This is a genomic window from Asanoa sp. WMMD1127, from assembly GCF_029626225.1.
Lineage (GTDB): Bacteria > Actinomycetota > Actinomycetes > Mycobacteriales > Micromonosporaceae > Asanoa.
The window spans coordinates 1916852-1931027 of the sequence record NZ_JARUBP010000001.1 but is presented as its reverse complement, the minus strand read 5'-3'; the positions used below and the strand labels follow the sequence as shown (position 1 = coordinate 1931027).

At 71.1% G+C, this 14176-nt stretch carries 15 protein-coding genes and 1 tRNA gene; 11 read left to right on the top strand and 5 right to left on the bottom strand.

Annotation, left to right across the window (positions count from 1 at the left end):
• Positions 1 to 43 precede the first annotated feature (43 nt).
• Entirely contained in the window at positions 44 to 703 is a 660-nt protein-coding gene (locus O7635_RS09285) for a hypothetical protein (RefSeq protein ID WP_278080006.1), read from the bottom strand.
• A 154-nt stretch (positions 704 to 857) separates the two neighbouring features.
• On the opposite strand from O7635_RS09285, the gene O7635_RS09280 reads away from it, so the two are divergent.
• Together O7635_RS09280 and O7635_RS09275 are read left to right on the top strand one after the other, a co-directional pair.
• On the top strand, positions 858 to 1388 hold the full coding sequence (locus O7635_RS09280; RefSeq protein ID WP_278080005.1) for a peptidylprolyl isomerase: 531 nt from the start codon (positions 858 to 860) through the stop codon (positions 1386 to 1388).
• Positions 1389 to 1415: 27 nt separating this feature from the next.
• Positions 1416 to 2363, top strand: coding sequence for a rhomboid family intramembrane serine protease (locus tag O7635_RS09275; protein ID WP_278080004.1), 948 nt, complete (start codon positions 1416 to 1418; stop codon positions 2361 to 2363).
• Here O7635_RS09275 and O7635_RS09270 read toward each other — a convergent pair.
• Positions 2360 to 2764 carry a PH domain-containing protein gene (locus O7635_RS09270; RefSeq protein ID WP_278080003.1) on the bottom strand — a complete coding sequence of 135 codons (405 nt, stop codon included), beginning with the start codon at positions 2762 to 2764 and terminating at the stop codon, positions 2360 to 2362. The genes O7635_RS09275 and O7635_RS09270 overlap by 4 nt on opposite strands.
• Before the next feature lie 77 nt (positions 2765 to 2841).
• Here O7635_RS09270 and O7635_RS09265 point away from each other — a divergent pair, with 77 nt between their 5' ends.
• From O7635_RS09265 to O7635_RS09245, 5 genes are all read left to right on the top strand, one after another.
• Positions 2842 to 4014: a thiolase family protein gene (locus O7635_RS09265; protein WP_278080002.1), complete on the top strand. Its 1173-nt coding sequence runs from the start codon at positions 2842 to 2844 to the stop codon at positions 4012 to 4014.
• A 95-nt stretch (positions 4015 to 4109) separates the two neighbouring features.
• Entirely contained in the window at positions 4110 to 4658 is a 549-nt protein-coding gene (locus tag O7635_RS09260) for a hypothetical protein (RefSeq protein ID WP_278085419.1), read from the top strand.
• Positions 4659 to 4704: 46 nt separating this feature from the next.
• Positions 4705 to 5388, top strand: a complete 684-nt coding sequence (locus O7635_RS09255) for a response regulator transcription factor (RefSeq protein ID WP_278080001.1) — start codon at positions 4705 to 4707, stop codon at positions 5386 to 5388.
• Positions 5381 to 6787, top strand: coding sequence for a HAMP domain-containing sensor histidine kinase (locus O7635_RS09250; protein WP_278080000.1), 1407 nt, complete (start codon positions 5381 to 5383; stop codon positions 6785 to 6787). Before O7635_RS09255 ends, O7635_RS09250 begins: the two co-directional genes overlap by 8 nt.
• A 57-nt stretch (positions 6788 to 6844) precedes the next feature.
• Entirely contained in the window at positions 6845 to 7411 is a 567-nt protein-coding gene (locus O7635_RS09245) for a hypothetical protein (protein WP_278079999.1), read from the top strand.
• Between the two features lie 40 nt (positions 7412 to 7451).
• Here the strand turns inward: O7635_RS09245 and O7635_RS09240 are convergent, their stop codons facing one another.
• Complete coding sequence (locus O7635_RS09240) at positions 7452 to 9062, bottom strand: ricin-type beta-trefoil lectin domain protein (protein WP_278079998.1); 1611 nt, start codon at positions 9060 to 9062, stop codon at positions 7452 to 7454.
• A 194-nt stretch (positions 9063 to 9256) separates the two neighbouring features.
• Here O7635_RS09240 and O7635_RS09235 point away from each other — a divergent pair, with 194 nt between their 5' ends.
• A complete protein-coding gene (locus O7635_RS09235; RefSeq protein ID WP_278079997.1) occupies positions 9257 to 9943 on the top strand; it encodes a glycosyltransferase family 2 protein in 687 nt (228 codons plus the stop codon).
• Complete coding sequence (soxR, locus tag O7635_RS09230) at positions 9940 to 10401, top strand: redox-sensitive transcriptional activator SoxR (RefSeq protein WP_278085418.1); 462 nt, start codon at positions 9940 to 9942, stop codon at positions 10399 to 10401. Before O7635_RS09235 ends, soxR begins: the two co-directional genes overlap by 4 nt.
• Here soxR and O7635_RS09225 read toward each other — a convergent pair.
• Entirely contained in the window at positions 10394 to 11326 is a 933-nt protein-coding gene (locus tag O7635_RS09225; RefSeq protein WP_278079996.1) for an NAD(P)H-quinone oxidoreductase, read from the bottom strand. The two genes, soxR and O7635_RS09225, sit on opposite strands and share 8 nt — an antisense overlap.
• Before the next feature lie 51 nt (positions 11327 to 11377).
• On the opposite strand from O7635_RS09225, the gene O7635_RS09220 reads away from it, so the two are divergent.
• A tRNA-Ser gene (locus O7635_RS09220) sits at positions 11378 to 11464 on the top strand.
• A 14-nt stretch (positions 11465 to 11478) separates the two neighbouring features.
• On the opposite strand, the gene O7635_RS09215 is transcribed toward O7635_RS09220, so the two are convergent.
• On the bottom strand, positions 11479 to 12189 hold the full coding sequence (locus tag O7635_RS09215; RefSeq protein WP_278079995.1) for a class I SAM-dependent methyltransferase: 711 nt from the start codon (positions 12187 to 12189) through the stop codon (positions 11479 to 11481).
• A 153-nt stretch (positions 12190 to 12342) separates the two neighbouring features.
• Between O7635_RS09215 and O7635_RS09210 the strand changes: the two genes are divergently transcribed.
• A complete protein-coding gene (locus O7635_RS09210; protein WP_278079994.1) occupies positions 12343 to 14109 on the top strand; it encodes a hypothetical protein in 1767 nt (588 codons plus the stop codon).
• Positions 14110 to 14176 lie beyond the last annotated feature (67 nt).

Here is a 14176-nt window from a genome sequence, read left to right as displayed (position 1 = left end):
AGGCCCCGGTCGACTGTGACCGGGGCCTTGTCGCTTCGTGCACTCAGTTGCGGCCGTTGGGCGAGTTCAGGTGTTCGCTGCTCGCCGTCGGGTCCGTGGTCTGCGGCGTCGTCGAGCTCGACGACGACGAGAGCCGGCTCTTGGCGGTCGCGGCGGCGTCCTTGGCGGTCGCCGCGGCGCTGCGCACCGACGACTTGGCCGCGTCGGCCGCGTCACCGATCCGGCCGTGGCTGTGGCCCCGGCCGCCGCCACCCGCGCCGCCGGTGCTGGACCGGGCCGCGTCCAGGGAGCGGCTCGGGTCGTACTCGTCCCACTGCTGCTGCCGCTTGCGACGCATGATCGCCGCGGCCCCGAACGCGGCGCCCGCGACGACGATCGCGGCGACGATCGGCCAGCGGCGGCTGGACGACGCCTCGACCAGCTTCTCGGCCCGCTTGCCGTTGCTCTTCGCGCCCTTCGACCGGCGTACCGCCTTCGCGGCGTGCCGGGTCTTGTGACCCGCCGACGCGGCCAACGGGACGACCGAGGACACGGTCGACTCCCAGCCGCTGCCGGCCGCGTCGCGGACCCGGGTCGCCGACGGAACGACGAAGTCACGGGCGGCGTCGACACGCGGCCGGACCGCCGTGTTGACCCCGCCGGCCGCATGACCCGCGGCCGCCTTCAAATGCTCGAGGCTGTCGCCGAGCTCGGAACGGATCAACTCGGCATGAGTCTTCCGCCGGATACCAAACACCAGACCCCCACCTTCCTGGGCGTAGTTCCTCCTGCATCCTCCCCCTTTGGACGTGTCCGCATTGCCGGAACGGGCACATGGGAGGATCGAACTGAAACTCACCGACGATGGAGGAGTACCCGTGGCCGAGACGCTTTACGCCACTCTTCATACGAACCGGGGCCCGATCCGCCTCGAGCTGTTCCCGAACCACGCGCCCAAGACCGTGCGCAACTTCGTGGAGCTGGCCGAGGGCACCCGCGACTACGTGGACCCGCGCACCGGGCAGAAGGGCAACGGGCCCTACTACGACGGCACCATCTCGCACCGGGTGATCTCCGGCTTCATGATCCAGATGGGCGACCCGACGGGCACCGGCCGCGGCGGCCCGGGTTACGAGTTCGGCGACGAGTTCCACCCGGAGCTCCGCTTCGACCGGCCTTACCTCTTGGCCATGGCCAACGCCGGCCCGGGCACCAACGGCTCGCAGTTCTTCATCACCGTGGGCCCGACCCCGCACCTCAACAACCGGCACACCATCTTCGGCCAGGTCGCCGACCAGGACTCGGCCAAGGTCGTCGACGCGATCGCCAACACCCCGACCAACCACGGCGACCGGCCGCTGGACGACGTCGTCATCGAGCGGGTCGAGATCCAGCGGGTCGACAGCTGATCGACGAAGCCAGGTACCTTTCTTGGCATGAGTGAATCGCCCCCGACGGCAGCGCCGGTCTGCTATCGGCACCCGTCGCGGGAGACCTGGGTGCGCTGCACACGGTGCGAGCGCCCGATATGCCCGGACTGCATGCGCGAGGCCTCGGTCGGGCACCAGTGCCCCGAGTGCGTCGCGGAAGGACGCAGGACTCAGCGGTCGGCGCGCACTGCCTTCGGTGGCAGTGCCGCTGGCCGCCACGGCTATGTGACCAAGGCGCTGCTCGGCCTCAATGTCCTGGTCGCCCTGATCGGCCTGGCCGTGGCCGGCACGAGCTCACTGGTCGGTGGCGGCGGGCTGTTCACCTCCGCCAGCAAGCTCCAGGCGTTCGGCGGGGTCGTCGGGCCGTCCGTGACCGCGCTCACCGACGGCCGGGTCGCGCTCGGCGCCTTCCCCGGCCTGGGCGACGTCTACGGCGGCATCTACGACGGCAACTACTACCGTCTGATCACCGCCATGTTCATCCACTACGGGATCATCCATCTCGCGGTGAACATGTGGGCGCTGTGGATGCTCGGCCGCAACCTGGAGGCCGCGCTCGGCCCCTGGCGGTTCCTCGCGCTCTATCTGATCGCCGGCATTGGCGGCAATGTCGCGTCGCTCGTGATCAGCCCCAACGACCTCGGCGCGGGCGCCTCGACGGCGATCTTCGGCCTGTTCGCGGCGTTCTTCATCATCCTGCGCAAGCTCGGCCGCGACACCTCCGCCATCATCGGCGTGCTGGTCGTCAACCTGGTCATCACGTTCACCGTCAGCGGCATCTCGTGGGAGGGCCACGTCGGCGGCCTGGTGACCGGCGGCCTGGTCGGCGCGATCCTCGCCTACGCACCGCGCAACAACAGGACGCTCATCCAAGCGGTCGGCTGCGGCATCGTGCTGGTCGCCCTGATCGGTCTGACGGTGGCCAAGGTCGCCAGCGCCGGCACGGTCGTCTAGCCGCGCATCGCCTCGAGGGCCGTCGCCACGTCTTCGGGTGGGGCGCCGAGGTCGTGCTTGCTGAAGACGTGCAGTGCGTCGCCGGTGTCGATCTCGAGGGTCTCGCTGCTGACGCCGGCGTGCGAGCGCCGGTCGACCGCGACGCGCTCCACCGCCGACCAGGGGATGTGCCGGCGGCCGGCGAACCCGGTGCGAACCGTGAGACCCGTCTCGTCGGCGACCAGCCGGTCGGGGGCGAACAGGTCGCGGAAGCCCCAGACCACCAGGCCGGCCGCGGCCACCGAGGCGACGGCCAGCGCGACCGCGTCGGTGGCGAAGACGGCCGCGATCACCAGGAGCAGCACGGCCCCGGTGAGCTTGAGGGTGGGCAGGGCGGGCCTGACGCGCCAGCGGGTGGTCACCGGACAAGCATCCCAGGCGGGTCGGGCCCCGGCACGACGTAGGATTCGGGCAAGGCTCACGTTACCGGGGAGTAATCATGCGGGACGCGGTCATCGTCGGTGCGGTCAGAACTCCGGTCGGGCGGCGCAACGGCGGCCTGTCGGGCGTACACCCTGTTGATCTTTCGGCTCATGCTCTCCGGGCGTTGGCCGAGCGGCTGGCCCTCGATCCGACCGAGGTCGACGACGTGGTCTGGGGCTGCGTGTCCCAGGTCGGCGACCAGTCGTGGAACGTCGCCCGGGGCGCGGTGCTCGCCGCCGGCTGGCCCGAGTCGGTGCCCGGCACCACGCTCGACCGGCAGTGCGGCTCGAGCCAGCAGGCGATCCACTTCGCCGCGGCCGCGGTGATCGCCGGCCAGAGCGACCTGGTGGTGGCCGGCGGCGTCGAGTCGATGAGCCGGGTGCCGATGGGCTCCAGCATCGGCGACGGCAACGCGTTCGGCGACCAGGTGCGGGCCCGCTACCGCGACCACGAGGGCTTCGCCGCCGACGACCCGGTGCCGTTCAGCCAGGGCGTCGGCGCCGAGATGATGGCCGGTCGGTGGGGCTTCGACCGCACGCGCCTCGACGAGTACGCGCTGGCCAGCCACACCAAGGCCGCCGCCGCCCAGGACGCCGGGCTGTTCGACGCGGAGATCGCGCCGGTGGCCACCGCCGACGGTGGCAAGGTCGCCGTCGACGAGGGCGTCCGGCGCGACACCTCGCTGGCCAAGCTCGCCGAGCTCAAGACGCCGTTCAAGGCCGACGGCGTGGTGACCGCCGGTTCCGCGTCGCAGATTTCCGACGGCGCCGCGGCGGTCGCGGTGACGACGAGTGAGTGGGCGGCCCGGCACGGCCTGCGCCCACTGGCCCGGATCCACACGGCCGTCGTCGCCGCGGACGACCCGGTGGTCATGCTGACGGCGCCGATCCCGGCCACCGCCAAAGCGTTGCGCCGCGCGGGCCTCGGCATCGAGGAGATCGGCGCGTACGAGGTGAACGAGGCGTTCGCCCCGGTCCCGTTGGCCTGGTTGGCCGAGACGGAGGCCGACCCGGCCCGGCTCAACGCGCGCGGCGGCGCGATCGCCCTGGGTCACCCGCTCGGCGGTTCCGGCGCCCGGATCATGACGACGCTGCTCCACCACATGCGTGACAACGGCATCCGCTACGGCCTGCAGACCATGTGTGAGGGCGGCGGCATGGCCAACGCAACGATCGTCGAATTGCTCTGATATTCCACTTTGGGGTAATGATCCTAATGGAGGTTTAAAGAACTCGCCGGCGGGCAGGCCGCGACTCTCCAGCGAGGCCTGTCGTTGTGAACGACATGGACGTCTTCTCCCGTACGTTCCTGCCAGCCGCCGCAGAAGCCGGTGTGGCCATCCCGACCGTCAGCCGGCACATGCCGGTGCTCCGGCGGTGCGTCGCCGCTGACGACGCCGCCGCCCTGGTCGCCCGGTGCACCCGGGCCGACCGCCCCGCACAGGGCGAATACCTCATGCTGTTGACGTACCGCCGCCTGGTCGTGACCCATGAGTCCCGGGTGCTGCACCGCCTCCGGCTGCACCTGAACACCGAACTGGGCCACCTGGGCAACGTGACGTGGAACCCCGATCCGCGGTTGTCCGCGGTTGAGCTGGCGGCCACCGCCGTCGACGGGGTGCGGGAGCGATTCTGGATCCAGGTCGGCCACCCCAAGCAGGTGTGGCACCTGGACGCGCTGCTCAGCCACGTCTTCCGCCCGCGCGCCGCACGCGTGGGAGCCGGGACGGCGGCCGGGGACGTCCCGGCCGCCACCCGCGACGCCCTGCGCCGCGACACCGCGGCCTGGGAGACCCTCGGCCGGTCGCGTCGCGACCTGGCCGTGGCCTTCTGACAGTCCTCTTACGTAGTCCAGTGCTCGCGTCGGCCATGATGGGCCGGTGGCGGACGGCCTGGTGCTCGTCGTCGAGGACGAACGGGCGATCGCGGACCTGGTCCGGCTCTACCTGAGCCGGGACGGGTTCGGCGTGCACGTGGAGCATGACGGCGAGGCCGGCCTGGCGGCCGCCCGCCGGGTGCGTCCGGTCGCTTGCGTGCTGGACATCGCCCTCCCCGGGATGTCCGGCACGGAGGTGTGCCGGCGGCTCCGCGAGGCCGGCGACTGGACCCCGGTCATCTTCCTGACCGCACGCGACGACGAGGTCGACCGGATCGTCGGGCTCGAACTGGGCGCCGACGACTACGTCACCAAGCCGTTCTCGCCGCGCGAGCTCGTCGCCCGGCTGCGCGCCGTGCTCCGCCGGGCCTCCGGCGGGGTCGCCGCGGCGGCCGAGCGCCCCCGCAGCGTCGGCCCACTCACGCTCGACCCGGCCCGCCGCAGCGTCTCCGTCTCCGGCGCGCCCGTGCAGCTCACCTCGACCGAGTTCGACCTGCTGGCGCACCTGGTCGGCCGGCCCGGCCGGGTGTTCACCCGCGAGGAGCTGCTGGCGGCGGTCTGGGGGTACGCGTCGCATTCGGGCACCCGTACCGTCGACGTGCACATCGCCCAGGTGCGCGGCAAGCTCGGCGAGGCCGCGGACCTGATCCGGACCCACCGCGGCGTGGGGTACGCGATCGATGGCTGACCTGACCGTTCCGTTGCAGGTGCTCCGTTCGCGGCGGCGTCCGGACCGCCGGTTCGGCCGCACCCTGACCTCGCGTGCCGTCCTCGTGGGCTGCGTCGTCGCCCTGGTGTCGGTGCTGGTCACCGCGCTGGTCGCGATTCCGCTCGCGGCGCGGGCCGTTGAGGACCGCACCCGCGAGTCGCTGGCCACCGAGGCCACCGTGGTGGCCGCCGCCCTGCGCGCGACTCCGCGGCCGGCCGGGGACCAACGGGTCATCGACGCGTTGCGCAAGCGCGACATCGCGCTGTACGTGATCCGTCGCGGCACCGCCGACCGGACCGGCCTGCCCGCCGGGGTGGTCGACCGGGTCGCCGGCGGCAACGCGTTCTCCGGCCGGCGGGTGGTGGCCGGCGTGCCGTCCCTTGTGGAGGGTCGGGCCCTCAACAACGGCAACGGCGTGGTGCTGACCCATCCGGTCGCCACCGGCATCTGGCGCGAGGTCGGCCGCAACCTCTGGCTGGCGCTGCTGGCCGGGCTCGCGGCCGGTGTGCTGGCCGGCGTGCTGCTGGGCCGACGCCTGGCCCGCCCGATCCGCAACGCCGCCACGGCCGCGCTCCGGCTGCGCGGCGGCGACCGCGGCGTGCGGGTCCCGGTCGAGCAGCCGCAGGAGGCGGCCGACCTGGCGCACGCCCTCAACGGCCTGGCGGAGGCGCTCGCGACGAGCGAGGGCCGACAGCGCGACTTCCTGCTGTCGGTGTCGCACGAGCTGCGCACGCCGCTGACCGCGATCCGTGGCTACGCGGAGGCCCTGTCCGACGGTGTGATCGCCGGTGACGGTGTGGCCCAGGCCGGCCGGACCGTGCTCGACGAAGCCGCCCGCCTCGACCGCCTGGTCACCGACCTGCTGGCCCTCGCCCGCCTGGACGCGGTCGACTTCCCGCTCACGCCGCTGCGCGTCGACCTGTCGGCGATCGTCGAGGAGACGGCACAGACCTGGGGGCCCCGCTGCGCGGCAGCCGGCGTCGAGCTGGTCGTCGAGGCGCCGGGTCATGCGGTGCCCGCCATCACCGACCCGGGCCGCACCCGCCAGATCCTCGACGGTCTGCTGGAGAACGCGCTGCGCGTCGTACCGGCGGGCGCGCCCATCGTGCTGGCTACCCGGGCCGACGGCTTCATCGAGGTCCGCGACGGCGGACCGGGCTTCACCGACGACGACCTGCGGGTGGTCTTCGAACGCGGCGCGCTGCGGCAACGCTACGACGGCGTCCGCCCGGGCGGCAGCGGCCTGGGCCTGGCCCTCGTGCACGGCCTGGTCCGCCGCCTGGGCGGCCAGATCGAGGCGGGCCACGCCCCGGAAGGCGGCGCCCGCTTCACGATCCGGCTGCCGCAGCAGGCTTACCAACCTCTTACCTCGGCCTGATCGACGCCACGTGGTCGCCGGTCATGGTGGTCGCAGGCGACGAGGGAGAGGAAATCCATGAAGCGTTGGCTTGCGGGTGTCGGGCTGGCCGCGGTCGTCGGACTCGGACTGACCGGATGTGGCGCCCTCGGTGGGAGCGGCGGGGACGGCGTCGAGGTCTCGGCCGGGATGGGCGTCGAGGGGCAGGCGTTGGCGGCGATGGGGTTCGACCCTGACGAGATCACGCCGGCCGAGCTGGCGGCGTTGGGGGCGCCATCGCCGTCGGCCAGCCCGTCGGCCGCGCCGCACAAGGACCGGGAGCGCGGCAAGCGGCTCAAGGCGCGGGTGCTGCTGCGCAAGAACACGCTGCACGGCGAGGCGGTCGTGCGAACCAAGGACGGCGGTACGCAGACCGTGCTGGTGCAGCGGGGCGCGGTGACGGCCGTCGACAGCGACTCGATCACCGTCAAGAGCACCGACGGCTTCACGATCACCTGGCAGTTCGCCGACGACCTGCGGGTGGTCGAGCGCCGCAGCTCGATCCAGCCTGACGAGCTGGCCGCGGGCGACCAGGTCGGGGTGGCCGGCACCAAGGACGGCGACGGCGGAGACGCCCGGCTGATCGTGATCCCGCGGACGAAGTAAGGACGGTCGGGGGCCCGCGCGACGGGCCCCCGACACTGACTCAGTAGACTCGGCTGCCGATGAAGTCGTCGTGGCCGTAGCCGACCGGGTTGGCGAACGCGCGGGACTCGAACGACCACTGTTGCCGGGCGCTCGAACCGCAGGTGGCCAGCCGCAGCCGGGGCGTGCCCAGCAGCGGGTTGTCGAACGCCAGGCAGAGCGCCTGGTTGCCGGCCGTCTTGAGCTGGTTGCCGGCGAAGATCCACTTCTGGTTGGCGCCGCCCGTGCAGTTGTAGATGTTGACCGCCGTGTTCGCCGTCAGCGAGCCGCCGGAGACGTCCAGGCAGCGGTCATGGGACAGCTCACTGTGCAGGGACTGGCGCGCCGGGTCGTACCAGAAGCCCTGGTTTCGGCCGCCATGACAGGCGTACGACTGCTGAATCGTGCCGTTTCGCGAGTCGTAGCCCTTGCCGTCGACGCACTTGCCGGTGCCCGCGTTGCGCAGCTGCTTGAACTCCAGCAACCCGCCGACCAGCGTGCCCCGGCCGGTGCTGGCCTGGTCGACGCAGGTGGCCTGGGGCAGCCCGGAGTTCCAGAAGGCCGTCATGCACTCGGCGAACATGCCGTGACCGCGTGCGTTCGGGTGGAACGACTGGCGGGCGGCGTTCTCGTTCCAGATCCCGACCTCGATGTACAGGCCGCGCACGCTGGTCGAGTCGGTGCACACCTCGTGACCGTGGAAGAGCCGGCTCGCGTCGAGGTAGCGGGTGCCGGTGTTGGCCGCCGCCTGGCGCAGGGCCCGCTCGAACAGCGGCACCGCCTTGTTGCGGGCGAACGCCTGGTCGGCGAGGTAGAGCAGGCAGCCGCCGGAGTACCAGCCGGGGAAGTCGGGGTTGTCCTCGACGTCGGGGCTGCCCGGGCTCGGGTAGGACTGCAGCACGAGCTCGTAGTCCGCCGCCAGGTAGCCGGCGGCGGTCATCGTCGACCGGATGCTGCGCAGCGCGTCCTCGACCGCCACCCGCGAGCCCTCGACCCGGGTCGTCCACACGTCGGTGTAGGTCGGGTAGCAGGGGCCTTGGAAGAACACCCGGCGGATCGCGCAGTCGGTGGCCACCGGGCCGAACTGGATCGTGCCGTCACCGTTGGCGCCGATGACGACCCAGATCAGCTTGATCCGCGTGTTCCGGGCCTTGATCGCCAGGTGGTCGCCCTGGTTGAGCTCGTTCCACTGGGCCGGGCCGCCGGCGATGAGGTTCCACGGTGTGGCGCCGGAGCAGGCGATGTTGTACTGCGTGTCGGCTGCGATGCCGGTGCGGAACACCGCCTGGTCGTACGAGCGGTCGCACCAGTTGCCGTCCTGGTGCGTGCCGGGGACGTAGTTGCCGACCCCTTCGCCGGAGATCTCGCTGTCACCCATGGTGACCAGCGCGGTCCGGCGTTCTTCGAGAGGGCGGACGGCTGGGCTGCCGTAGAGGGCGGTCGCCTCGGCGGCGCGGATCGCCTCGAGGTTGGCCGGCAGCGGCTGGACGGGGGGACGGTCGGCCGCGGCGGCGGGTGAACCCGGCGCGGCGAGGGACGGGAGGACGAGGCCCGCGACGAGCGCCGCGGCGGCGAGGGTACGCCGCATCGACGCCCGGAGCGCGTTGCCGGTCCCCGTGGGGGAGACGAGCATCGACGCACTCCTTCCACTCGATCGGAAGGTATCGATCGAGTTACTGGAGAGTAGCCTGATGGAGGGACATATGTGAATACTCCTCAGGTGATTGGCCGAGCCCGTCCGGGCGACAGCGGCGGACGGTGAAACACGATCTTCAAGCGCAGCCGGTACGCTGATGCGGATTTGTCGCCTGCCCAGGAGATGTCCCGGTGAAGCTCTCGATCCTCATGCCGGTCTACAACGAGGAAGAACGCATCGCGGAAGCGCTCAAGCAGGCGCTCGCGGTGGAATACCCGTGCGAGATCGAGCTGGTCGTGGTCAACGACGGCAGCCGTGACGGCACCGGCGCGATCCTCGACGCCGCCGACGACTCCCGGCTGCGGGTCATCACCCACCAGCGCAACGCCGGCAAGGGCGCCGCGATCAAGACGGCCGTCGACAGCGCCGAGGGCGACTACATGGTCATCCTCGACGCCGACCTCGAATACGACCCGCTGGACATCCCGCGGCTGCTCGACCCGGTGCTCGACGGGCGCGCCAAGGTGGTCTACGGCAACCGCACGTTCGGCAGCCACAGCGCCTACAGCTTCTGGTACGTGATGGGCAACAAGGCCGTCACCACCGCCGCCAACGTGCTGTTCAACTCCTACATCGGCGACCTGGAGACCTGCTTCAAGCTGCTCCCGGTCTCGCTCTACCGGTCGCTGGAGATCAAGTCGCGCGGCTTCGGCATGGAGGCCGAGGTCACCGGCAAGCTGCTGCGGCGCAAGATTCGCCCCTACGAGGTGCCGATCAGCTACCGGGCCCGCGGTCGCGAAGAGGGCAAGAAGATCACGTGGAAAGACGGCGTCGAGGCACTGTGGATCCTGGGCCGCGAGCGCGCCCGCAAGCGCTGAGCACCGACACCCTCACCATCGGTGAGCTTTCCGCGCGGTCCGGCGTCGCGCCGTCCGCGCTGCGCTACTACGAGCGGCTGGGGCTGATCCGCGCCGGCCGCACCAGTGGCAACCAGCGCCGCTACGACCGGGCCGAGCTGCGCCGGGTGGCCTTCATCCGGATCGCGCAGCAGGTCGGCGTCGCGCTCGACGAGATCGCCGCCGCGCTCGCCGAGCTGCCCGACAACCGCACCCCGACCCGCGCCGACTGGAGCCGCCTCTCCGCGCACTGGCGGACCCGGCTCGACGAGCGCATCGCGCTGCTCGAGGAGCTGCGCGACGACCTCTCGGAGTGCATCGGCTGCGGCTGCCTGTCGATGCAGCGCTGCCAGCTCTACAACGCCGGCGACCGGCTGTCGGCCGACGGCAGCGGCCCGCAGCTGCTGATGCGGCGAGCCGCGCGCCGGGCCGCTAATTGACCAGCAGCACCTTTCCGACGTGCGTGCTCTCCTCGACAACTCGGTGAGCCGCCGCCGCCTCGGGCATCGGGAAGCGGCGGTCGATCACCGGGCGGATCCGGCCCTGCTCGATCAGCGGCCAGACGGTGGCGCGTACGCCATCGATGATCTCGGCCTTCTCCGCCACGGACCGGGGTCGGAGCAGGGTCGCCGAGATCGATGCCTGCTTGGCCATCACCTTCGCCAGGTCGAACTCCGTGTGCCGGCCGCCCTGGGTGCCGATGATGGCCAGCCGGCCGTTGCGGGCGAGCGCCGCGATGTTTCGGTCCAGATAGGACGCTCCGACGAAGTCCAGGATGACGTCGGCACCGCCCAGGTCCTGCGCGATCGCCGAGAAGTCCTCTGTGGAGTAGTCGATGACGTGGTCGGCGCCCAAGGCCAGCAACGCCTCGTGCTTCACCTTGCGGGCGGTGGTGATCACGCGAGCACCCAACGCCTTGCCCAGCTGGATGGCGAATGTTCCGATGCCGCTGGAGCCGCCGTGGACGAGCAGCGTCTCGCCCGCAGCGAGCCGTCCGATGTGGACCACGTTGGACCACACCGTGCAGGCCACCTCGGGCAGGCCGGCCGCTTCCTCCAAGGCAACGCCGGCGGGCACCGGTAGCAGGTGGTCGGCCGGCACCGCGACCTGCTGGGCGTACCCGCCGCCAGCCAGCAACGCGCACACCGGATCGCCGTCGACCAGGCCGGCGCATTCCAGTCCCGGATAGGGCGAGGCGCCCGGCGGTGGTGTGTAACGGCCCTGGCGTTGCAGCAGGTCGGCGCGGTTGACGGCGGAGGCGACGACCTCGACCAGCACCTCGCCCGGGCCCGGCACCGGATCCGGCACCTCCGTCCAGGTGAGCACCTCGGGTCCGCCCGGCTTGGGGATCGTTATCGCGCGCATGCCCTTTCTTACCCCGTACCGGCGCGCATGGCAGACTTGACCCCGCGTCCAGGAGGGTTCGCCTAGTGGCCGATGGCGCTGGTCTTGAAAACCGGTAGGGCGGCAACGTCCTCGTGGGTTCGAATCCCACACCCTCCGCTTTCTGCTCGCTCCTACCGCGGCCGGCGGGCGACCGCGAAGACCGACTGCCCGAACGGCGGGCGGACCCGCTGCTCGACCGCTTTCGTCGCGGGCAGCACCAGCTTGTCGTACAACTTGACCATCGCGCCTTCCTTGGGCGTGAGCCGGAAGACGCTCGTCGCCATGTAGTAGCCGATCAGGCCGAGCGCGTTGGTGTAGTTGATCCGTTCCACCCGCAGGTCGGCCCGGCTCATCACCCGGGCCAGGGACCTGATCGTGTAGCGGCGCACGTGACCGGTCGCGATGTCCACCGGACTCATGGCGAACGGGAACGCCGGCACGATGATGATCACGGCGCCGCCCGGGCGGACCAGCCGGCCCATGGTCTGCAGCGCCCGCCGGTCGTCCTCGATGTGCTCGAGCACGTTGTAGGAGACCGCCGCCGTGTACGCGCCGTCCTCCTGGCTCGGCAGGAGCATCTGGCGCACCTCGATGTCGGGGTGGCCGGCGAGCCGCTCCTTGAGCGCGATCAGCCGGTCCGGGTCGGCCTCGGTGGCCGTGAACCGAGCCGTGTGCGGCGCCCACTCGAGGGCGTAGTCGCCCAAGCCGCTGCCGATCTCGATCGGGTTGCTGCCCAGGTAGGGCAGGGCCAACTCGGCGAACCAGTGCCGGTGGTTGACCGCCGCCGCCAGACCTTCCAGCACCTCGGACTGAACCCGCTGATCCCCGGTGATCTCGGCCATCTGCCGCCTCCCCCCGGTAGGGACAGTTACCGCGATGGAACGTGAGAGCCCTTCCCTATTAGTTACGGTATGGAAACCTAGGTCGGATGTGCCAGAGATCCAGTTATTTGCCGGTCTTCTGTGGATTCCCTTGACAGGCCGCTTGGAGGGCCGATGGCGCTGGGCGATGTTGCTGTTGGGTCTCATGTCGCTGCCGAGGCGCCTGCGACCCGCCGGCTGTGGATCCGCGACCTGGGCGCGGTGGCCAGCTACGTCGTGCTGGCCTTCTGGGTGACCTGGCGGATCTGGCTGCATCCCTCCTGGGGTCTCGCCGCCAACCGGGCCGATCAGGCCTTCTTCGAGTGGATGTTGGGCCACGGGGCGCTGGTCGCCACGGGCCAGACCGCGCCGTTCTTCTCCGAGCAGATGAACGTGCCGCTCGGCATCAACCTGATGGCCAACACGTCGGTGCTCGGCATCTCGCTGCCGCTGGCGCCCGTGACCCTGCTGTTGGGGCCGCACGTCGCCTTCAACGTCTTCCTCACCGGCGCGCTGATCCTGACCGCCGTGAGCTGGTACCTGCTGCTCTCCCGCTATCTCCTGCACAACCGGCTGGCCGCCTGGATCGGGGCCGGCTTCTGCGCCTTCGCGCCGGGGATGATCTCCCAGGCCAACGGCCACCCCAACCTGGTCGCCCAGTTCCTCGTGCCGGTGCTGATCTGGCGGACGCTCGAGCTCCGCCGGGGGCCGTGGCTGCGCAACGGTGTGCTGCTGGGCCTCGTCGTCGTCTGGCAGGCCTTCATCAACCTGGAGATCCTGTTCATGACCGCGGTCGGCCTGGTGCTGTTCGTGGTCGTGGCGGGTGCATTGCGTTGGCGCTCCGCGTTGGGGTGCTGGCGGCCCTTCGTCGGCGGCGGCCTGGTGGCCGTCGGGGTCGCGGCGGCGGCGCTCTGGTATCCCATCGGACTGCTGCTCTTCGGACCCCAGTCCTACAGCGGCCTGCCGTACGAGGTCCGTGGCTACGGTGCCGACCTCGGTGCCTATGTGGCGCTGTCGCGGGAGTCCCTGCTCGGCAGCATGGAGTCGGCCCGGGGTCTGGCCCAGAACGCGGCCGAGGAGAACTCGTTCTTCGGCTGGCCGCTGGTGGTGCTCGTCCTCCTGGTGGTGATCGCCCTGCGGCGCAGCGCGGCCGTGCTGGGCCTGTTCGTGGTCGGCGTGCTGTTCGCCTACCTGTCGCTGGGGCCGGTGGTGCGGCTGCACGGCTCGCCGACCGGGCTGCCGTCGCTGTGGTCGTCGCTGCACGACGTGCCGGTGCTGAGCTCGGCGGTGCCGACCCGATGGGCGCTGGCGGTGACGCCGGTGGTCGGCCTCCTGCTGGCGTACGGCGTGGCGGCGGCTTCCCGGGTGTCTTCTGCTCCTTTCCGGGCTTTCGCTGCCGTCTTCGTGGCCGTGGCGCTGGTGCCGATCGCGCCGACCGCCCTGCCGGCGACCAAGCTGTCCAACACGCCTTCGTTCGTCTCGTCGGGCACCTGGGCTGATTTCGCCTCCGGTGGTCGCAGCATCGTCTTCGTGCCGATGCCCACCTCGGGCGTCAACGACCCGATCCGCTGGTCCGCCATGACGATGACCCGGATGCCGTTGGCCGGTGGCTACTTCCTGGCGCCGGTCGGCCCGGACCGGATCGCGAGCTTCACGTCGGAGTTCCGGCCGACCAACTACTACCTGCGCTACGTGAGCCGCACGGGCCGCATCCCGCCGGTCTCTCCGGAAACCCGGACGAACGCCCTGGCCGACCTGTCGTACTGGAACGCGGGTGCCGTGGTGATCCCCAAGCGCCGGGACTCGTCGCTGTGGATCAAGACCATGACCGCGCTGTACGGCGTACCACCCCAGCAGGTCGGCGATGTCTGGTTGTGGGACGCGGCGGCGCTGAGGCGTTGATCACCGCGGTGGCGTTCTAGCTGGTGGCACAGCTTGCCGCATGGGAACGGCAGTAGTGGTCGGTGGC